Consider the following 20,010-nt stretch of genomic DNA (forward strand, 5'->3'; position numbering starts at 1 on the left):
CATAGTTAGACGGTTCTAATTCTCGGTATCGAATGCTCTCCGACGTGATGGAGGACTACCTGAAGACGATTTACATGCTCCAGCGCGAGCACGGCCCGCCCGTCCGCACCTCGACCGTCGCGGACGCGCTCGACGTGACCTCGCCGACCGTCACCTCGATGCTGGAGAACCTCGAAGACCGCGGGTTCCTGGTTCGAGAGAAGTACAAGGGCGTCGAACTCACCGAGGACGGCGAAGCCGTCGCGCTCGAAGTGCTGCGCCACCACCGCCTCCTCGAAGCCTACCTCGCGGAACACCTCGACTACGAGTGGTCGGAGGTGCACGACGAGGCGGACGCGCTCGAACACCACATCAGCGAGGAGTTCGAGCGCCGGGTCGCGGACGCGCTCGGCGACCCCCGCGTCGACCCGCACGGTGACCCCATCCCGAGCGAGGACCTCACGCTCGCGGAGGACGACACCGTCTCGCTCGCGAGCGCCGAACCCGGCGACAGCGTCGTCGTCGCGCGCGTGAGCGACCGCGACGACGAGGAACTCCGCTATCTCTCCGAGGTCGGCGTCGAACCCGGAACCGCGCTCACCGTCACGGACACCACGCCCATCGGCACGCTCGTCCTCGACATCGACGGCGAGACCGTGACGCTCCCCGAATCGGTCGCCGCGACCATCCGCGTCCGCCCCGCCGCCGAGGCACAGCCATGACCGCGAGCGGCCTCCAGGGCGTCATCGAACAGTACGCCCACTACGGACCGTTCCTCGCGGCGTTCCTCGCGAACCTCCTCGCGACCTTCGGCGACAAGGGCCAGCTCGCCGTCGTCACGCTCGCCACGAAGTACGACGCGAAACGCATCTTCCTCGGCGCGATGGCCGCCTTCGCGGCGTGGAGCGCGCTCGAAGTCGTGTTCGGCAGCACCATCACACGCGTCGTCCCCGCGTCCGCGATGACCGTCGCGACCGGCGGGCTCTTCCTCGTCTTCGCGGCGTGGACGCTCCTGAACGTCCTCAACACCGTTCGCGCCAGCCCCCTCACGCCCTACGACCCCGCGACCCTCGTCCCCGCACCCCTCCGCGGACTCACCGAAGGCCACGGCCCGACCCTCACCGGATTCACGTTCATCGGCCTCGCGGAGTTCGGCGATAAGACCCAACTCCTCACCATCGCGCTCGCCGCGACGTTCCCCGACTCGCTCGTCTCCGTCTTCCTCGGCGTCGTCGCGGCGCTCGCGCTCCGCACCGGCGTGGACGCTCTCATCGGCGAACAGGCCGAACGCGTCCTCCCCTCGCTCTACATCGAGGCCGCGTCCGCCGTCGTGTTCGCCGCGTTCGGCGTGTTCGTCTTCGGACTCATCGACGACCTCGTGCTCATCATCGCCGTCGTCGCCGCGCTCTTCTTCTGCGTCGGCGCGGCCGCAGAACGCTCCCGGGTCGTCTAGGGCCGGTCGTCCGTCTCCATCCGCGCGACCTCGCCCTCCAACCACTCCCGGAACCACCGCACGCGCTTCAACCGCTCGTGCGCGATGGACTCCGCGGCGTCGCTCTCCACGCGACTCACCGCCTCCTCGCCGCGCTCGTACACGCGCTCTATCATCTCCGCCGAATCCATGTGCGTGCGCGCCTCGTACCCCATCCGCAACAACATCAACACGGTGCCGTTCGCGCCGACCTTGTCCAGGAGGTCGGCCTCCACGAGACACCGCGCCTCCAGGGAGAGGTCGCCGAGCGACCCCTGATAGGAGTGCTTCGCGATCGCGTCGCAGACGCGGTCGACGAACGACGCCGGATAGTCACCGTGCGTCTCCAGGAACTGCCGCGCCACCCGCGCCCCCTCCTCCGCGTGCACGTCCTGGTCGGCTTCGAGTTTCGCCACGTCGTGGAAGAGCGACGCGACCCGAACCACGTCCACGTCCGCGCCCTCCCGGCGAGCGATCTCCACCGCCAGGTCGGTCACGTTCAGGATGTGATTGAACCGGTACTCCGCGGAATGCCACGGATACCACCGCATCCGCCCGCCGCCGTCCTCGTTCTCAACGCTCGCGGCGAGATAGTCCGAGACGAACGTCTTCATCTCCGCTATCTTCTCCGACGACACGGGCGAATCCCTTATCTCGACGCCCATCTCGCCACCTCCGTTCGAACCCGATACGTACAACTCATTACGTACACGAACGCCTGTTTCGCTCTTTAGCCTTTTGCAGACCACTCACACACCCGCGAAGAACCCGCGACGCGCTAGTTCGCGCGCTCGCCCGGCAACCGCGCGTCCTCGATAGCGCGCTCACACTCCAACAACGCCTCCGTCCGGTCGTCCACACCGTCGAGGCCGACCGACTCCACCACCGACCACCCGTTGTCGAGCACCACCGCCTTCGCCCACGACTCCGTCACCAACACCACCGCCTCGCTCACCGTCACCTCCTCCATCGACTCCGCCCGCACCGCCTCCTCCCGCTCCACCGGCACCACCAACTCGAACGCGTCCGACTCGTTCAACGCCGCCACCTCACCCATACTCAACGCCCGCCCCGGCAACGACTCCAAGACACTCATACCACCAGCAACACGCTCAGCGAGGAAAACCACTCCGCTCCCACCAAAGAAAAGTTAGACATGTGATAGTAGTCCCGGGCGGATTCGAACCGCCGTCAACGGCTCCAAAGGCCGCTATGATTGGCCACTACACCACGGGACTTCACGCCGCTCAGCCCGTGTACCTCGCAGCTCCGTCGGAACTGCTCACCACCACGGGACGTCTCGTGCACTTCAGAATCGGGAACCCAGTCTAATATGCGTTGCGAGACTCCGGCGTTACCGGTCGGTCTCGTCGCCGCTCTCCACGTCGATTCGGGTGACGTCGCCCGAGTCCGTGGTTCGGTCGCGGCCGCCGAAGATGGTGGTGCGGACGTCGTCCGCGAAGGATTCCACCTGGGATTTGAGCGTGGAGACTTCGTCCTCGAAGGTTTCGACGGTGCGTTCGACGTAGTGGACGCGTTCGACGGGGATGCGGCGAACCACGTCCTTGCCGTCGTCCTCTCCGATTTTGAGTATCCAGTGGTCTTGGAAGTACGCGATGTGTTCGTTCTGGAGTTCGCGCGTGACAGTGCCTTCTTCCGGGTCGTCGTAGACGATGCGCGCCGTGCCGAGGTCGTCGTCCATACGCGTACTGGGAGGGCAAGCGGTGTAGGTGTGGCGGCTAGTCGTCGGCCTGCACGCCTTCGAGTTCCTCGACGAGTTTCCCGCACGCGTCGGCCTCGGGGTCGAAGCAGGCGGGACAGTCGGGTTCGCGGTCGATAATCATGTCGAGGCGGTCGGCGACGGTCTCGTCGATAACGGGTTCGAGCTGGCGGGCTTCCTCCCGGTACTCCTCGACGTCGAGGACGTTCGCGAGGAAGCGTTCGAGGATGCAGTACGTGCCGAGCGCCTCGACCGCGCGCGCCTCGCCGTCGTCGGTGAGCGCCGCGCCCTTGTACTTCTCGTGCGTGACGAGCCCGCGGTCTTCGAGCTTCCCGATCATCTCGTTCACGCTCGCGGGACTCACGTCGAGGCGGTCGGCGAGCGCGCCCGTGGACGCCGGGCCGTCCTCCAACTGCTGGACGACGAAGATAGTCTTCAAGTACTGGTCGGCGGTGTTCACGCGAACCACCTCCTGGTTCGTCGTTGGAGCACGCTCATACGCGGTCCTCCATGAGGTTCGCGACTTCCTCGACGCCTTCGGCTTCGGCTTGTCGGATGTCGCTGAGCACGCCGAGTAGGCTGTCGCGGGGGATGCTGAACTCGGCGTCGCTGGATTCGATGGCGTCGATGAGGTCGTCGTAGAACTTGTATGCCGTTTCCTCGCCGTTCAGTTGGTCGTAGAGCACGCCGTCGAAGTCGTCGGGGCGCGTCTGTGCGTACTGGGCGTTCACGAGTGCTTGGATGTCGTCGAACGGGATGCTGTCCGCGTCCAGTTCGTCCACGAGGTCTTCGAGGCGTTGGCGGTGCTTGTGTGATTCCTCGCGGGCGTCCGCGAGGAGTTCCTCGATGCGTTCGTCGCGTTCGTCCGCGGGGAGGCGCTGGTAGTGCTGGTACGCGCGGGCTTCCACGACCTCTTCGAGCACGATACCGATCTGGAGGAGGCGCGCGAGTTGGTCGTCCGAGTCCACGCGTGCGGCGACTGAACTCACGGTTCACCTCGGCGTCCGTCCGTCATACTCGCTCCTTGGGCCGCGCGAACTTAAACGGTGTCGTCCAGTCGTTTCGCGTACACCGCGTCCCGCGCGTCGAACTCGTTCGGCTTCTCGCGCACGAACTCGAACCCGCGCGACTCGTAGAACCCGCGGGCGCGGTCGTTCCCGGCGAGCACCACCAGTCGAAGCCGGGACGCCGACGCCGGCAGCTCCGCCGCCGCCGCGTCGAGCAGGCTGGTGCCGACGCCCTCGCCGTAGTGGTCGGGGTGGACGTAGATGCGGTAGACGCTCCACGTCCCGTCCCCATCTCCCGGTCCGACCTCCACGAACCCCCGCACGCGCTCGCAGTCTGCGACGAGGAACACAGAGTTCGCGCTCTCGATGGCGTCCCGGAGGTCGGCTTGCGTGTAGTGCTCCGCGAGGAACGCCTCGACGTGGTCGTCGCCGATGAGGGGCGCGTGCGCCTCGTGCCACGCCGCCACCGCTATCTCCCGGACGCGCGCCGCATCCCCGGGAACCGCGTTCCGGACGGTGCTGTCGCTCACACCGACGGGTCGCGGCCGCGAAAGAAAAAACCGCCTAGTTGAGGCGCTCGTGGATGCGCTCTTCGAGGTCGTCGCGGAGTTCGTCCACCTCGATCTCTTCGAGGACGGGGACGTAGAACCCCTCGACGAGCATGTTCTTCGCCGTCTGCGGCGGAACCGCGCGGTTCTTCATGTAGAACAAGTCCTCCTCGTCGATCTGACCGACCGTCGCGGAGTGACTCGCTTCCGTGTCGTGGTTGTTGATGATGAGCTTCGGGGACGCGTCCGCCTCGGACTCGTCGCTCAACATCAGCGTGTTCTCGCGCTGATAGCTGGAGGTGTCCCAGGCGTCCCGGCCGACGTCCTGCGTGCCCTCGTAGACGGAGCGCGCGTGGTCGTCGATGACGCCGCGCGTGACGAGGTCGGCGGTCGTGTGCTCGGCACGATGCCAGACCGCGCTGTCCAGGTCGAAGTGCTGGTCGTCGTGCCCGAAGAACGCGCCGACGATCTGGGTCTCCGAACTGTCGCCGTTGAGCTCGGTGCTGACCGCGGTCTTCGTCAGCCGACTCCCGAGGTTGCCCTCGATCCAGTTGATGGTGCTGTATGTGTCGGCGTCGCCGCGCTTCACGGTGTAGTTGTACGTCTGCTGGTCGAAGTCCTGCAGGCTCCCGTACTGGACGTACGAGTTCTCGCCCGCCGCGATTTCGACGATACCCGAGTAGTACCGCTCGCCGTCGAGCGCCGAACCGGTGTCCTGTCGTTCCAGGATGGTGACGGACGCGTTCTCCTCGGTGACGACGAGCGTGTAGTTGAACAGCGACCGGCCGTTCATCGTCGTCCGCACCTTCACGTCCTCCGCGTCCACGCCCCGCGGGACGTAGATGACCGTGCCCGTGGTGAACAGTGCCGTGGAGAGCGCCGTCAGCCGGTTCTCCGTGGTCGGGACGATAGACCCGAAGTGCTCCTTCACGAGGTCTTCGAGGTCGGCGTCGTCGAGCGCGCGGTGGAACGGAACGACGGTCGCGTCCTCGTCCACTTCGAGGTCTTTCTCCTCGGTCTGCTCGTGCGGCTCGACGAGCGCTTCGAAGTCGAGGTCTTCGAGGTTCGTCCACGTCCGACCCGGCGTCTGGATGACGCTCGGGAAGTCGAGGCCGTCCAGTTCGTCGAGCGCGTCGAGGCGTGTTTCGAGGAGCCACTCCGGCTCGTTTCGCTCGTCGGAGAGCTGGCGAACCGTCTCCTCGGTGATGCCGTCGTGGAGTTGCGTGCTCATCCGAGACTCCCCTCCATCTCCAGTTCGATGAGGCGGTTGAGTTCGACCGCGTACTCGATGGGCAGTTCCTCCGTGATGGGTTCGATGAACCCGGCGACGATCATCTGCTTCGCGTCGTCGTCGTCCAGTCCGCGCGACTGGAGGTAGAAGACGTCCTCGTCGCCGATCTTCCCGACGGTGGCCTCGTGGGCCACGTCCACCTTCGACTCCTCGATCTCCATGTACGGCATGGTGTCGCTGGTGGACTCGTTGTCGAACATCAGCGCGTCACACTCGACGGACGTGCTGGAGTTCTCCGCACCGTCCGCGATGTGGACGAGGCCGCGGTAGTTCGTGCGGCCGCCGTCCTTGCTGATGGACTTGGACTCGATGGTGGACTTCGTCTCGGGCGCGTTGTGGTAGACCTTCGCGCCGGTGTCGATGTCCTGGTCTTCGCCCGCGAACGCGATGGTGATGTGGTTGTCCGTCGCGCCGCGACCCTTGAGGATGGTGCAGGGGTAGAGCATCGTCGCCTTCGACCCCATACTCCCCGAAACCCACTCCATCGTACCGTTCTCCTCGACGATGGCGCGCTTCGTGTTGAGGTTGTACGTGTTCTTCGACCAGTTCTGCACGGTCGAGTACTGCACGTGGGCGTCCTCGCCGACGAAGACTTCGACGCCACCGCTGTGGAGGTTGTGCGTGCCGTACTTCGGCGCGCTACACCCCTCGATGTAGTGGACTTCGCTGCCCTTCTCCGCGATGATGAGCGTGTGCTCGAACTGCCCCATCCCCGCGGAGTTCATGCGGAAGTACGCCTGAATCGGCATCTGCACCGTCACGTCCTCGGGGACGTAGACGAAGGAGCCGCCGGACCAGACCGCGCCGTGGAGCGCGGCGAACTTGTTGTCGCTCGGGGGCACGTTCTTCGTCATGAAGTGCTCCTTCACGAGTTCGGGGTGTTCCTGGACGGCCTTGTCCATGTCCATGAAGATGACACCCTTCTCCTCCCACTGCTCCTGCATGTTCTGGTAGACGATCTCGGACTCGTACTGCGCGCCGACGCCCGAGAGCGCCTCGCGCTCGGCTTCCGGGATGCCGAGCTTCTCGAACGTGTCCCGAATCTCGTCCGGGAGGTCTTCCCAGGACTCCGCGCCGCCGCGCACGTCGATGTCGGGGCGGATGTAGGGAACGATCTCCTCGATGTCGAGTTCCGTGAGGTCGGGCTGGCCCGGCCAGTCCGTCGGCATCGGCATCTCCTGGTAGTGTTCGAGCGCGCGCAGACGCCGCTCCAGCATCCAGTCGGGCTCGTCCTTGTCTTCCGAGATGAGACGGATGGTCTCCTCGGTCAGTCCTTTCTCCGACTCGAACGCCGACTTCTGCTCTTTCTTGAACTCGAAGCGGGCTTCCGTGTCGGTTTCTTTGAGGTGTTCGTCTGAACTCATAATCGTGGTTTAGGCCGCGTTGTAGACCTCGTCACGCACCCAGTCGTACCCCTTGTCTTCGAGCTTCGCCGCGAGCTCGGGGCCGCCTTCCATCGCGATCTCGCCGTCGAGCATGATGTGAACCGTGTCGGGCTCGACGTAGTCGAGGATGCGCTGGTAGTGCGTGATCTGGAGGATGCCGGTTCCCTGTTCGTCGCGGAGGGCGTTGATGCCGTCCGCGACGTCCTGCAGGCGGTCGATGTCGAGACCGCTGTCGATCTCGTCCAGCACCGCGATAGCGGGTTCGAGAATCGCGGCCTGCAGGACTTCGTTCTGTTTCTTCTCACCGCCGGAGAACCCGGCGTTGAGGTAGCGCTGCGCGAACTTCTCGTCCATGTCGAGGAGTTCCATCTTCTCCGAGAGGAGCTGCTGGAACTCGGCGACGCCGACGTCGCCCTCGTCCGCGGGGCCCTCCATCGGGCTGGTGTCGTAGCCCGCGTCCTCCTCTTCTTCCTCCTCGTCCTCGCCGAACAGGAGTTCCTCGCGCTCGTCGAGCTTCGCGTTGAGCGCGGTGCGGAGGAAGTTCGTCATCGTGACGCCCTCGATTTCGGCGGGGTACTGGAACGCGAGGAACACGCCGAGCGCGGCGCGCTCGTTCGGCTCCAGTTCGAGGAGGTTCCACTCGCGTGCGTCCTCCGGAATCTCGTCGACGTCGCCGAAGTCGTCGTCGTCGAGCGTGAGCGTGATGGAGCCCTCGGTGACTTCGTAGGCGGGGTGTCCGGCGATGACCTTGGAGGTCGTGGACTTCCCGCTGCCGTTCGGACCCATCAGGGCGTGAATCTCGCCGGAGTCGACTTCGAGGTCGACACCGTTGAGAATCTTCTCGCCCTCCTCTGCGACTTCCGCGTGTACGTTCTGTAGTGTAAGCGTAGCCATGCCTTCAGTCATCTCGAAGGAGGTGTTTGCGACGCATAATGCTTACGCATCCCCGGGTGTCATCTTCTCGCAAAGCAAAATTTATTTCGCGAACGTAGAATCGGCGCGCCCTGCCGGGGGTTACATGTACGACCCGAGTCCGGTCTGGGTCTGCCCGCTCTTCACTTCCTCCCACGACACTTCGAGCGCCTCCAGGATGCGCTCGATGGGGCCTTTGAGGGTCTTATCGAGCATCGTGTCCCAGTCGATTTCGAACTCCGCGGGCACCTGGTCTGCGTACTCATAACAGATGACGTCGGGGTCGCGCTTGAACTCCCCGTAGAGCGGGTCGGTCTGGGGGTCGAGGCCCTTCTCGGATTCGACGCGCCGCCAGAACTCCGGTCGAACCTTTGCGAGGTAGAGGCGTTTCGGCTTCGACCCGCGCTGGAAGTTCGTCCCCAGCAGGAGGTTCGCGTACTTCGCGCCCCGAACCTGCGCGGTGTCCGTGTCGTAGTTGTCGAGGCGCTTTCCGATACCGCCCGGGATGCCCACGTCGTCCAGGTTCACGTTGCCGTCCCGGAAGTCCTCGATGATGCCGTGCACGTAGTCCTTCACGTTGTCAATATCTTCTCCGTGGACGATGCGGTCGATGACCTCCTTCTGCACCTCCTTCGTGATGGGCGCGATGTCGCTTCGCTTGTACTCGAAGCCCGTGATGTCGATGTCGTCCACGTCCTTGCCCTCCTTCCAGACGATGTGGCCCGCGTACCGCTTTTTCTTCCCCGCCTGGAAGAACCGCCGATAGAGCTTCTCGAACTCGATCTGGAACCGGTGTTCGTCCGCGTTCAGGTCGTCGCGCGCGAAGTCGTCGTACCGGCCGTTGATGTGCTCTTCAATCTCGAACGAGGTCTCGATGGCTTCCGCCTTCGAGAACTCGGGGCCGAGTTCCAGCATCACGCTGTCCGTGTCGCCGTACGCGACCTCGTGGCCGATTTCGTTCGCGGCCCGTTCGGTGAACTCGATGACGTCCCGTCCGGTCGCGGTCACCGCCGCGCCCATCTCCTTGTCGTAGAGGCGGAAGCGCTCCCAGCCCAGCACGCCGTACAGCGAGTTCATGATGACCTTCACCGCGGCCTGCTGGCGGTCGAACCGCTCGTAGCCCTCGCTGTCCGGGTCATGGTCGTTCCGCCGCGACTTCTTCTGCTCGCGCTCTTCGAGGAGTTCGTCCACCATCTCCCGAATCACGCCGTCGGGATTCTTCTGGAAGTGCGTGCCGTTCGGCGCGACGTACGTCTCGCCCTCGTACTCCTCCGGATTGACTTTCGTCTCGGGGCTGGCGTTGATGGTCACCATGCACATCGGGTACAGGCTCTTGAGGTCGAGCACGGTGACGTTCTCGCGGACGCCCGTGATGGGGTCGAACACCGCGCCGCCCTCGTAGTCCTCAGACTCCTGCTGGCCCTTCGAGGGGAGCGCGAAACTCCCGTGCACCTTGTGCAGGACGTACATGTCCACCGCGTCCCCGGGCGTCGTCGCGTCCTCCAGTTTACACCCGACGAAGGACGCGACCTCCTCCCAGAACGGAATCACGTCCTGCTTGCGGTCGATTTCGACGCAGAGCTCCACGTCGCGGACGTTGTACTCCAGGAGGCGTTCGGGGTCTTGCTCCCAGAGGTCGCCGATATCGCCCGTGTAGCGTTCCTTCCCGACGCCGAGTTCGGTCTCCGCGACGGCGTCGAGGCGGTAGGAGTCGAGTTCGCTGAACTGCGTGCGCTGGTAGGCGTACAGGAGGTCGAACACCACGCGGCCCTTCACGTCGGGGCCGCCCCAGCCGCCCGTCCACACCTCGTTCACGCGGGAGAGCCGGTCGTAGGACATCCCGAGCACGTCGAGGCGGTCGATGAAGTACGGCGCGTCGAAGTCCTCGAAGTTCCAGCCCGTGAGCACGTCCGGGTCCGTGTCCTCGACGTAGGTGAGGAAGGCGTCCAGCATCGCCGCCTCTTCGTCGAACGACCGCACCTCGACCGACGCGTCCGCGTTCTCGTCGAGGAGGTCGTAGTCCGCGAGGTCGTCGGGCGCGGGAACGTCGGCGTCGGGGGCGTCGTAGAGCCACGCGATGTACTCGTCGCGGTAGTTGTCGTGGCTGGTGAGGCAGACGATGGGTTCCTCGCCGTCCTCCGGGAACCCGGAGCGGTCGTCCACCTCGATGTCGAACGTGTTCACGCGCAGGCTGGCCTCGGCTTCCACGGGTTCGACCTCGCCGTGGTGCGCGACGAGCGCGCCGTCCTCCTCGGCGCGGCGCTCGGGCACCCGCAGGCCGCTGTTCACGTCCTTGTCGATGAGGAAGCGGTTCGGGAAGAGGATGTCCGCCTCGTAGTGCTCGAAGCGGTCGCGAATCTGCCCCACGTCCCGGGGCGTCCGCCCGAACACCTTCGTCAGTTCCTCGCCGCGGATGCTCTCGTAGCCGTCCTCGCTGCCGGTGATGACGTCGTCCTGCAGGTCGCCCTCGGAGAGGCTGTCGGTAGGCGTGTAGAAGTAGGGGCGGAAGCCGTGCACGCGGACGTGCTCGGGCGTGTCGTCCTCGCGGCGGCCGAAGACGTGGATGACGGGGCGTTCGCGGCTCCCTTGTCCCTCGACGGTGTAGTCCACCTGCGTCACCGCGATGTCCAGGGTTCCCTCGGCGTCCGGGAGCGCGCCCTCCTCGGCGTCGATGATTTCGTTCACGACGGGGTCGCCGTCCCCGGCGACGTACCGCGCCTCCGCGGCGGGCCGGTCGCCGTCCCCCGCGGCGTCCGCGTCGTCCCCGCCGCCGTCGAAGTCCGTCAGGCTGGCGTTAGGCATTGGGTCTCCCTTGGTCGCGCCCGACTAAAAGACCCTGCGTCCGCCGACCGACGGGGAAAAGGGTTATACCGTGGTACTTCTTATCGTGGGGTGAGGTGACACACGTGTCCGACCACGCGACGACGGGTGACGAAGAGCGCCGGAACCACGTACCCCAACTACCGGAGGGGGAGGAGGGTCCGACCGTCGAGTCCTACGACACCGAGGACGGGGTCGTACTCTACGACGCGGACAACCCGCTCGCGTGGCTCAAGGCCACGAACGCGACGCCGCTCGCCGAGCAACGATAACTTTTCTTCGCTCCGACGGCTCTCACTATCCGTGTACAACCCGCTGAAACCACAGACCGCCGTCCCCGACACCGACGACGACGAGGACGGGGAGTCCACGGAGGTGCCGACGGAGATTAAACTCCGGTTCTGGAAGCTCGTCGCCTTCCTCAACGTCGGCATCCTCCTGTTCGCGCTCGGCCTCATGTTCCTCGCGTTCCGCGGCCTCCTCGTCGTCGGCGGCGGCACCGCGCTCGCCGGCGCGGCCATCCTCGCGTACTGCGCGTGGGACTACAAGCGCTCGAAGGCCCGCATCGGCGAAATCATCGACCGCCAGGACGAATGACTCGAACGGTTCGGTACGACGGCGACGTGTACGTGCTCGTGAAGGAGTCCGCGGAGAGCAGTCTCCTGCGCGACCCGGATACCGGCGAGGAGGAGTACGTTCCGAACGACGCCGTCGAAGCGCTCGACAGCCCCGCGCTCGAAACCCGGGCCGCCGTCGTCCCCGAGAGCGTGCGCGCCGTCCTCCGCGTCGCCCACGACGACCGCTCGCTCGGCCTCCTCATCGACCTCCACGAGAACGGCTCCCGGCCCGTCCGCGACATGCTCACCGACTACGAGTACTGCGAGAGCGACCTCCTCGGCCTCCTCACGGAGTGCCGGGCCGCCGGCGTCGTCGAGGAAGTCACGGTCGCCGGCGAACCCGGGTACGGCCTCACCTCGACCGGCGACCGCGGCGTCGCGAAACTCCTCAATCGGCGTTGAGCGTCGGCGTGTCGTGCTCGACGTGCGAGCGGTTCGTCGTCGCGTCCTTCTGCACCCGCACGAGGTCGTCCGCGGCACCGAGCAGGCTCTCGTCGTGACTCACCACGAGAATCTGCTCCACGCCGATGTCCCGCATCGACTCCACCAGTTCCACGAGCTGCGAGACGTGCCCGGAGTCGAGGAACACCGTCGGTTCGTCGAGAATCAGCGGCGGCATCGGCGCGGATCCCTCGATGCCCTCGGAGAGCAACCGATAGATGGCGCACCGGAGGCTGAGGTTGAACAATGCGCGCTCGCCGCCCGAGAGCTGTTCGGGGTCGAGGCGCTCGCCGTCCTTCTGGTACACCGTCAGCTCGTACGTCCCGTCCAGTTCGATGCGGGCGTACGAGTCGTTCTGGTAGACGAGGTCGAACGTCTCGTTCAGCAGGCGCTCTAGTCTGTCGACGTTCCGCTGGCGTAACTCGGCGCGCAGGTCGCCGTAGAGGGATTCGAGGGACTCCGTCTCCTCGTGCACGCCCTGTAACTCCGAGACGGTCTCGTCGAGCGCGTCGCGCTCCTCGCGCAACCGTTCGAGCGTCTCGATGTCCTTCTTCACGCCGCCGAGCTTCCCCTGAATCTCGTCGCGTCGCTCGCGCAGGGTGTCGAGTTTCTCCGCGACCTGGTCGAGGTACTGCTCGGCCTCCTCCTTGTTCGCCTCCGCCGTCTCGATGCGCTCCTCGTCGTACGCGGATTCGAGCGAGCGCTTTCGCTCCCGGAGTTCCGCCAGGCGCTCCCGGCGCTCCTCGTTGCGCTCGCCGAGGCTCTCGCGTTTCTCCGCCACGCGCTCGGCCGCGTCGCGCTCGCGCTCGCGCTCCCGCAACGCCTCCGCGAGGTCGCCCAGCCGTTCGATTCGCTCGTCCAGCGACTGCTTCTCCGTCTGCAAGTCCCCGAGCCGTTCCCGGCGCTCCTCCACGCGCTCGCGGGCCTCTGCGGCCTCGGCGCGCTTCTCCTCGGCGCGCTCCGCGAGGTCGTCCGCGCGCTCGCGGGCCTCCGCCGCGTCCGCGCGCTTCTCCGCGACCGACTCCGCCTTCGCCTCCCGAACCTCCGTTTTCGACTCGCGGCGGGATTCGAGGTCGGCGACCGACCGCTCGACGGCTTCCAGTTCCTCCGCGCGCTCGATGCGCTCCGTCACGTCCTCGATATCGCTCTCGATGTCCGCAACGTCCGATTCGAGGTCGCTGACGCGCTCTCGGTACTCCTCGATGGACGCGACGTGCGGCGACCCCTCCACCGGCTGCCCGCACTCCGGACACTTCCCCTCCGCGAGCAGTTCCTCGGCGTCCTCGACGCGCGACCGCGCGGACGCCAACTCCTCCCGGACGTCGGTGCGCTCGGCGCGCAGTTCCTCGCGCTCCGATTCGAGTCGCTCGCGGTACTCGGCGGCCTCGCCGAACGCGACCGGCGCGTCCGCGAACGCCTCACGCGCCTCCCCGATGTCGCTCTCGATGTCCGCGATGGTCGAGTCGAGTTCCGCGACCTCGTCGGCGGCGTCCGCCGCGTCAGATTCGAGATTGTCCGCGCGCTCGCGCGCCTCCGCGGCGCGCTCCGCGAGGTCGTCCGCGCGCTCCTCGAAGGACTCCGCGTCCTTCCGGTCGCTCGTCATCTCGTTCGCGACCTCCTGCACGTCCGCCTGTACGTCGTCGCGCTCCGATTCGAGGTCGTCCCGTCGCGCCTCGACCGCGTCGAGGCCGGCGTCCCCGTCGAGGTCGGTGTCGGCGAGGAGCGATTCGACGCGGTCGTCGAGGTCGCTCGCGCGCTCGCGGTGCTCGCGCACCGTCTCCTGGAGGCTGTCGCGCTCGCTCTCGGTGTCGCTGATGGCGTCCCTGAGTTCCGCGATGGTCTCGCGGACGGAGTCGAGTTCCGCGCGCTTCTCCTCGTACTCGGAGAGCACGCGCTCCGCCTCCTCCTTCGTCTCGCGGGCGTTCCGCCGGTTCTCCTCGAAGCGCTCGATTTCGGACGCGACCTCCGCGAGGTCGGACTGCAGGGCGTTCCGGCGTTCGTGCAGGCCCTGGTCTTCGAGGTCGGCCACGTCCTCCGCGCGCTGTTCGAGGCGGCTCCGGTACTCCGTCAGCACGTCCTCGACGCCGAGGCGGGCGTCGCCGGCGCGCTCGCGGTACTCCTCCAGTTTCCCGAGCTGGAGGAGGTCGTCTATCATGTCCTGGCGCTCGCTCGGACTGGCGTTGATGAGCTTGTTCACCTCGCCCTGCCGGACGTACGCGCAGTTCACGAACGCGGACGCGTCCATCCGCAGGAGGTCGGCGACGTGCGATTCCACGTCAGTCACGCCCTCGATGCTCCCGGAGGGCGTCGTGAGGACGCAGTCGTGGCGGCCGACCCGGCCATCGCGCACCTTGAGTTCGCGGGAGAGTTCGTACTCCGCGCCGTCGTGACTGAACCAGAGCGTCACCGACATCTCCTCCGTGCCCGTCGTCACCACCTCCGCGGCCGTCCCCGAGACGGCGTCCGTGCCGTACAGCGCGAAGAAGCAGGCTTCGAGGAGGCTCGACTTCCCGCTCCCGTTCAGGCCGTACACGACGGTGACGCCGCGGTCGAGCCGCACGTCCTCCGCGTCGTAGCACTTGAAGTTCCGAATCCGCACGCGCTCGAACTTCACTGGAACTCACCCATCGCCGCCTGCCCCTCGCTCTCCTCGTCGGGAACCGATTCCTCCCCGTCGCCCTCACTGCCGATCACGGCGTCGGGAGCGTCCGAAATCGCCTCCTGAACGCGGTCTTTCACGGCGTCGCGGACGTTCGCGTCCGCGAGCTTGCTCTCCCGCACGGTCTCGTCGATGTCGCGCGCGGTCTCGCTGAGTCCGAGGTCGCGCACGCGCTCCCGGACGGCCTCGTCGGGGTCGGCGAAACTCACGTCGATGTCCGATTCGTCCTCGACCTCGCGGCGGTCGTTCACGCGCGTGACGAGCGCGCCGCGTTCCGCCCCGAACGATTCCACGTCCGCGGGCGTCACCTGCCCGCCCTCGCCCTCGATGGTGACGACGACCACGGCGTCCTCGACGTCGGCGTCACGGACGCGGTCGCGGACGTACGCCGTCCCCTCGTCGCCCTGGAGGTCGAGGTCGAGGAAGACGAAGTCGCGGGTATCGACGCCGCGGCGCGTTATCTGCGCGTCCCCGTCGAACGTGACGATGTTGTAGCCGCGGGGGTCGCGTTCGCTCGCGCTCGCGCGCTCGGTCGACCCGCAGTACGTCACCCACGTGTCCAGCACTTCGGCGCGGTCGGGCGCGTGGTTGTCCCCGAGGAGGAACGCGTCGAAGTCCACGTTCGCCTCGCCGAGCACGGTCTCGGTCTCCCAGTTCGCGTGCGGGAACGGCGTGAACAGGCCGTGCGAGACGAGCGCGGCGTGCTCGGTCTCCGGCGGGGCGAACTCGTAGTCGAGCTGGTCGCGCTTCGACTCGGGAACGTAGTCGAGGCCGTAGAACGTCGTGTCACCGACGCTGGTTCCCTCTGCGTCGAGGCGGGTGGCGAGGCCGAGCGTCTCGAAGAGGTCGAGCCACTGGCCCTGCCGGGTGCTCTCGTGGTTCCCGACGACGGCGAGGAAGGGGATGTCGTGTTCGCGGAGCGGTGTGAGGATGTCGATGGTGTCGAGGAGGTCGGGGAGTCCGGGCTGGCGGTCGTGGTAGAGGTCGCCGGCGTGCACGACCGCGTCCACGTCGTCCGCGACGGCGTCCTCGACGACGCTCCGGAACGCGTCCGCGAAGTCCTGGCGGCGCACGGGAGAGTGGTACTGGCGATAGCCGAGGTGGGTGTCCCCCGTGTGGATGACGCGCGTCATTGTCACTCCCTACTCCGGCGTTCGCGGATAAAGGTTCGGCGCTCAGACGTCGAGGCTGTAGAGGCGTTTGCGGGCGTCGGTGAAGGAGAATCGGGAGTCGACGAGGCCCTCGTCTTCGAGGCGGGTGAGCGCGTAGCGGACGGTGCGCGCGGGGAGGAGGGTTTCGTCGGCTATCTCGCTCTGCGTGAGGGTGTCTTCGTACTCCAGGACTTTCGCGACGAGTTTCGCGCTCGGCGGGAGGTCGCGGACGCGTTCGAGGGTGTCGGCTTCGGCGGACTGAATGGCGCTCATCACCACCCACTACAGGATACCGGAAGATAATAACTTCGGTTCTATCTAATTACTGTGGGTGATATTACTGTCACCCGAACTCATTTAGGAACCGCCGCCCTAACACTGGTGATGACCGACACCGTCGACGACGTCGACCTCCCGTACGAGGACGACGCGTCCAAGCAGGAGAAAATCGACGCCCTGCAGGAGCGCCTCGACGTCCTCGAGGAGCAGAACGAGGAGATGCGGGACGAATTGCTCGACGCGAACGCGGAGAACAACAAGTACCAGCAGAAACTCGAACGCCTCAACCACGAGAACAAGAAACTCAAGCAGTCCCCGCTGTTCGTCGCGACCGTCCAGGAACTCAACGACAACGGCGCTATCATCAAACAGCACGGGAACAACCAGGAAGCCCTCACCGAGGTCACCGACGAACTCCGCGAAGACCTCGAACCCGGCGCGCGCGTCGCCGTGAACAACAGCCTCTCCGTCGTCCAGCGCCTCGACGACGAGGCCGACGTTCGCGCCCGCGTCATGCAGGTCGAGGAGTCCCCCGACGTGGGCTACGAGGACATCGGCGGCCTCCACGACCAGCTCCAGGAGGTCCGGGAGACCGTCGAACTCCCGATGGAGAACCCCGACATCTTCGACACGGTGGGTATCGACCCGCCGAGCGGCGTGCTCCTCCACGGCCCGCCGGGCACGGGGAAGACGATGATGGCGAAAGCCGTCGCCGCACAGACCGACGCCACCTTCATCAAGATGGCCGGCTCGGAACTCGTCCACAAGTTCATCGGCGAGGGCGCGAAACTCGTCCGCGACCTCTTCCAGGTCGCGCGCGACCACGAACCCGCCGTCGTCTTCATCGACGAAATCGACGCCATCGCCTCCAAACGCACCGACTCCAAGACCTCCGGGGACGCCGAAGTCCAGCGGACGATGATGCAGTTGCTCTCCGAGATGGACGGCTTCAGCGAGCGCGGCGACATCCGCATCATCGCCGCCACCAACCGCTTCGACATGCTCGACCGGGCCATCCTCCGCCCCGGCCGGTTCGACCGCCTCATCGAAGTCCCCCACCCCGACGAAGACGGCCGCGAGAAGATCTTCCAGATCCACACGCGCGGCATGAATCTCGCCGCCGACGTGGACTTCACCGAACTCGCCGAGGAAACCGACGGCTCCTCCGGCGCGGACGTGAAAGCCATCTGCACCGAAGCCGGCATGTTCGCCATCCGCGACGACCGCGACGAAGTCACCATGGCCGACTTCCGCAACGCCTACGACAAACTCACCAACGACGACGAAGAACCCGACGTCTCCCGTACGTTCGCCTGAAAGCCCTTTTTCGGGCGCGGAGCGCCCGAAAAACCCCTTTCAATGTCCCAACCCAGCGTGGTCGGGCCGTGCGGGTCGCTCCCGCCGTTGTGACGCCCGCTATTGTTATCCGTTCTTTTCGCTCCTGGCAGTTCTTTCAGTGAGTGCGCCGTCTCCGAGAAGACTTATGCCGGGCGTGCCGCCGTGTGGTGGTATGAGCGAAGGAGACGCGGTCGAGGCAGTCGAGGAACCGGTGACGCCCGAGCGGCTCGCGAGCGACCTCCGCGACCTCGGCGTTCGCGGCGAGACGGTTCTCGTGCACTCGTCGATGTCGAGCCTCGGCTGGGTTCCCGGCGGCCCGCAGGGCGTCGTCGAGGCGCTCCGGGACGCCGTCACCGAGGCCGGGACGATTGTGGTGCCGACGCACACGAGCCACCTCTGCACGCCCGGCGTCTGGGAGAACCCGCCGATTCCCGACGACTGGCTCCCGGCGGTTCGGGAGTCGATGCCGGCGTTCCGGCCCGACGTGACGCCCTCGCGCGGCGTCGGGGCGGTTCCGGAGTGTCTCCGCACGCATCCGGACGCCGTGCGGAGCGACCACCCCCAGTACTCCTTCGCGGCGTGGGGCGCGGACGCCGACGCCATCGTGGCGACCCACGAACTCGACCGCGGCCTCGGCGAGAACTCGCCGCTCTCCGCCGTCTACGACCGCGACGGACTCGTCCTGATACTCGGCACCGGCCACGACACGAACACCTCGCTCCACCTCGCGGAGACCCGCGCGGACTACGAGCGCGACGAAACCGTCGAGGAGGGGCCGATGCTGGTGGACGGCGAGCACCAGTGGGTCGAGTTCGCGGACATCGAGCGGACGACCGACGACTTCGACGCGGTGGGCGCGGCGTTCGAGGACGACGTGGGCGTCGAGACGGGTCGCGTGGGCGCGGCGGACGCGAAACTCCTCGACCAGCGCGCGCTCGTGGACTACGCGACAGAATGGTTCGGCCGGAACCGCTGAGCGAGAACGTCCGTTTCCGGCGTCGCTGGGCCGTCCACCGCAATTTCTGCCAGTACTCTCGGAACAGATTTATGTGGTGGAAGCCAAATCTTGAGGTATGCCATCCAATGTCAATAGACGTGACGTGATTCGTGGCGTCGGTGCCGCAGGCATCGTCGGACTCGCCGGCTGTTCGAGCAACGGCGGCGGCGACGACGGAACCACGACCAGTAGCGGCGGAACCACGACGTCGTCCAGCGCGCGCACCCTCAAGCAGGGCGTCCTTCTCCCGACGACGGGCGGACTCGCGGACCTCGGCGTCCCCATCAACAACGGCGCGATTCTCCCGCGCATCCTCCTCGAAGGCGAGACGGACTTCACGCTCGACTTCTCCGAGCAGGACACGCAGACGGACGCGAACGCCGCGCAGTCCGCGGCGCAGACGCTCCGTAACTCCGGCTACCCGGCGGTCACGGGTGCGGCGTCCTCCGAGGTGACCATCGCGGTGGCGAACAACGTCTTCATCCCCTCGGGGATGGTCGGCTGTTCGCCGGCGAGCACGTCGCCCGCCATCACCGACCTCGAAGACAGCGGCCTCATCTACCGCACCCCGCCGACGGACGCGCTCCAGGGCGAAGTCCTCGCGCAGGTCGCGATGGAACGCCTCGACGCCTCCACGGCGGCGACGATGTACGTGAACAACTCCTACGGTCAACTGCTCTCCCAGAGCTTCGCCACCGCGTTCCAGAACGCCGGCGGCGAGATGCTCCAGCAGGTGTCCTTCCAGAAGGCCCAGAGCTCGTACACGTCCCGTCTCAGTCAGGCGCTCTCGGACGACCCCGGCGTCGTCATCGTCATCGGCTACCCCGAGAGCGGGAAACAGCTGTTCCGGGACTTCTACACGGACTTCGACTCGGACGTCCCGATTCTCGTCACGGACGGCCTGCGCTCCGCGAGCCTCCCGTCCGACGTGGGCAACGACATGTCGAACGTCACCGGCACCGCGCCGCTCGCGGCCGGCCCGGGAACGGAGTACTTCACGGAGCAGTTCCAGTCCGAGTTCGGAAACGAACCCGGCGTGTTCACGTCCCAGGCGTTCGACGCGACGGCGGTGTGCCTGCTCGCGAACGCCGCCGCGGGCGAGAACAGCGGCGCGGCAATCGCCCAGGAGATGCAGGCCGTCGCCAACCCCGGCGGCGAGGAAGTCCTCCCGAGCACGCTCGCGGAGGGCCTCGACATGGCGGCTTCGGGCACCGAAATCCAGTACAAGGGCGCGTCCAGCGCGGTCGACTTCGACGAGAACGGCGACCTGAAGGCCGCGACCTACGAGTACTTCGGGTTCGAATCCGGCGGCGGCATCCGCACCATCGACGAGATTCAGTTCACGGCCTGACCCCGCGACCCCCGTTTTTCTTTCGACCCGCTCCCGGGAGCACC

General features: G+C 66.4%; 21 protein-coding genes and 1 tRNA gene. 8 read left to right on the plus strand and 14 right to left on the minus strand.

Annotated features, from left to right (window positions below):
• Window positions 1-32 precede the first annotated feature (32 nt).
• Both LI334_RS05435 and LI334_RS05440 read left to right on the plus strand, forming a co-directional pair.
• On the plus strand, window positions 33-701 hold the full coding sequence (locus LI334_RS05435; RefSeq protein WP_227262157.1) for a metal-dependent transcriptional regulator: 669 nt from the start codon (window positions 33-35) through the stop codon (window positions 699-701).
• Window positions 698-1,432, plus strand: coding sequence for a TMEM165/GDT1 family protein (locus LI334_RS05440; protein ID WP_227262158.1), 735 nt, complete (start codon window positions 698-700; stop codon window positions 1,430-1,432). Before LI334_RS05435 ends, LI334_RS05440 begins: the two co-directional genes overlap by 4 nt.
• Here the strand turns inward: LI334_RS05440 and LI334_RS05445 are convergent.
• The 11 genes from LI334_RS05445 to LI334_RS05495 form a co-directional block, all read right to left on the minus strand.
• Window positions 1,429-2,115, minus strand: a complete 687-nt coding sequence (locus tag LI334_RS05445; RefSeq protein ID WP_227262159.1) for an HD domain-containing protein — start codon at window positions 2,113-2,115, stop codon at window positions 1,429-1,431. The genes LI334_RS05440 and LI334_RS05445 overlap by 4 nt on opposite strands.
• A gap of 113 nt (window positions 2,116-2,228) precedes the next feature.
• A complete protein-coding gene (locus tag LI334_RS05450) occupies window positions 2,229-2,546 on the minus strand; it encodes a hypothetical protein (RefSeq protein ID WP_227262160.1) in 318 nt (105 codons plus the stop codon).
• 69 nt (window positions 2,547-2,615) lie between these two features.
• Window positions 2,616-2,688 (minus strand) — tRNA-Gln (locus LI334_RS05455).
• A gap of 116 nt (window positions 2,689-2,804) precedes the next feature.
• On the minus strand, window positions 2,805-3,152 hold the full coding sequence (locus LI334_RS05460; RefSeq protein WP_227262161.1) for a hypothetical protein: 348 nt from the start codon (window positions 3,150-3,152) through the stop codon (window positions 2,805-2,807).
• A 37-nt stretch (window positions 3,153-3,189) separates the two neighbouring features.
• Window positions 3,190-3,630 (minus strand): metal-dependent transcriptional regulator, encoded by a 441-nt coding sequence (locus LI334_RS05465; RefSeq protein ID WP_227262325.1) that lies wholly within the window; start codon window positions 3,628-3,630, stop codon window positions 3,190-3,192.
• 34 nt (window positions 3,631-3,664) lie between these two features.
• Entirely contained in the window at window positions 3,665-4,159 is a 495-nt protein-coding gene (locus tag LI334_RS05470) for a ferritin family protein (protein ID WP_227262162.1), read from the minus strand.
• A 50-nt stretch (window positions 4,160-4,209) separates the two neighbouring features.
• A complete protein-coding gene (locus tag LI334_RS05475; RefSeq protein ID WP_227262163.1) occupies window positions 4,210-4,707 on the minus strand; it encodes a GNAT family N-acetyltransferase in 498 nt (165 codons plus the stop codon).
• A gap of 34 nt (window positions 4,708-4,741) precedes the next feature.
• Window positions 4,742-5,956 (minus strand): Fe-S cluster assembly protein SufD, encoded by a 1,215-nt coding sequence (sufD, locus tag LI334_RS05480; RefSeq protein ID WP_227262164.1) that lies wholly within the window; start codon window positions 5,954-5,956, stop codon window positions 4,742-4,744.
• Window positions 5,953-7,380, minus strand: a complete 1,428-nt coding sequence (gene sufB, locus LI334_RS05485) for a Fe-S cluster assembly protein SufB (RefSeq protein WP_227262165.1) — start codon at window positions 7,378-7,380, stop codon at window positions 5,953-5,955. The genes sufD and sufB overlap by 4 nt, the downstream gene beginning before the upstream one ends.
• 9 nt (window positions 7,381-7,389) lie before the next feature.
• Entirely contained in the window at window positions 7,390-8,295 is a 906-nt protein-coding gene (locus LI334_RS05490) for an ABC transporter ATP-binding protein (RefSeq protein ID WP_227262326.1), read from the minus strand.
• 120 nt (window positions 8,296-8,415) lie between these two features.
• Window positions 8,416-11,115, minus strand: a complete 2,700-nt coding sequence (locus LI334_RS05495; RefSeq protein WP_227262166.1) for a DNA-directed DNA polymerase — start codon at window positions 11,113-11,115, stop codon at window positions 8,416-8,418.
• Between the two features lie 95 nt (window positions 11,116-11,210).
• Between LI334_RS05495 and LI334_RS05500 the strand changes: the two genes are divergently transcribed.
• Genes LI334_RS05500 through LI334_RS05510 form a run of 3 tightly spaced genes read left to right on the plus strand, consistent with a single transcriptional unit; the run spans window position 11,211 to window position 12,152 of the window.
• Complete coding sequence (locus tag LI334_RS05500) at window positions 11,211-11,405, plus strand: DUF7331 family protein (protein WP_206022045.1); 195 nt, start codon at window positions 11,211-11,213, stop codon at window positions 11,403-11,405.
• 31 nt (window positions 11,406-11,436) lie between these two features.
• Entirely contained in the window at window positions 11,437-11,730 is a 294-nt protein-coding gene (locus LI334_RS05505) for a DUF7322 domain-containing protein (RefSeq protein WP_227262167.1), read from the plus strand.
• On the plus strand, window positions 11,727-12,152 hold the full coding sequence (locus LI334_RS05510) for a DUF7346 family protein (protein WP_227262168.1): 426 nt from the start codon (window positions 11,727-11,729) through the stop codon (window positions 12,150-12,152). The genes LI334_RS05505 and LI334_RS05510 overlap by 4 nt, the downstream gene beginning before the upstream one ends.
• On the opposite strand, the gene rad50 is transcribed toward LI334_RS05510, so the two are convergent.
• Genes rad50 through LI334_RS05525 form a run of 3 tightly spaced genes read right to left on the minus strand, consistent with a single transcriptional unit; the run spans window position 12,139 to window position 16,274 of the window.
• A complete protein-coding gene (gene rad50 / locus LI334_RS05515) occupies window positions 12,139-14,805 on the minus strand; it encodes a DNA double-strand break repair ATPase Rad50 (protein ID WP_227262169.1) in 2,667 nt (888 codons plus the stop codon). The two genes, LI334_RS05510 and rad50, sit on opposite strands and share 14 nt — an antisense overlap.
• A complete protein-coding gene (gene mre11 / locus LI334_RS05520; protein ID WP_227262170.1) occupies window positions 14,802-15,983 on the minus strand; it encodes a DNA double-strand break repair protein Mre11 in 1,182 nt (393 codons plus the stop codon). Before mre11 ends, rad50 begins: the two co-directional genes overlap by 4 nt.
• Before the next feature lie 42 nt (window positions 15,984-16,025).
• Window positions 16,026-16,274 carry a MarR family transcriptional regulator gene (locus tag LI334_RS05525; protein ID WP_145848011.1) on the minus strand — a complete coding sequence of 83 codons (249 nt, stop codon included), beginning with the start codon at window positions 16,272-16,274 and terminating at the stop codon, window positions 16,026-16,028.
• A 111-nt stretch (window positions 16,275-16,385) separates the two neighbouring features.
• Here LI334_RS05525 and pan1 point away from each other — a divergent pair, with 111 nt between their 5' ends.
• The 3 genes from pan1 (at window position 16,386) to LI334_RS05540 (ending at window position 19,966) form a co-directional block, all read left to right on the plus strand.
• Window positions 16,386-17,597 carry a proteasome-activating nucleotidase Pan1 gene (gene pan1 / locus LI334_RS05530; protein WP_227262171.1) on the plus strand — a complete coding sequence of 404 codons (1,212 nt, stop codon included), beginning with the start codon at window positions 16,386-16,388 and terminating at the stop codon, window positions 17,595-17,597.
• Window positions 17,598-17,790: 193 nt separating this feature from the next.
• Window positions 17,791-18,594 (plus strand): aminoglycoside N(3)-acetyltransferase, encoded by an 804-nt coding sequence (locus LI334_RS05535; protein ID WP_227262172.1) that lies wholly within the window; start codon window positions 17,791-17,793, stop codon window positions 18,592-18,594.
• Between the two features lie 97 nt (window positions 18,595-18,691).
• Complete coding sequence (locus tag LI334_RS05540; protein ID WP_227262173.1) at window positions 18,692-19,966, plus strand: ABC transporter substrate-binding protein; 1,275 nt, start codon at window positions 18,692-18,694, stop codon at window positions 19,964-19,966.
• Window positions 19,967-20,010 lie beyond the last annotated feature (44 nt).

This window comes from Salarchaeum japonicum, assembly GCF_020614395.1.
In the GTDB taxonomy this organism is placed as follows: domain Archaea; phylum Halobacteriota; class Halobacteria; order Halobacteriales; family Halobacteriaceae; genus Salarchaeum; species Salarchaeum japonicum.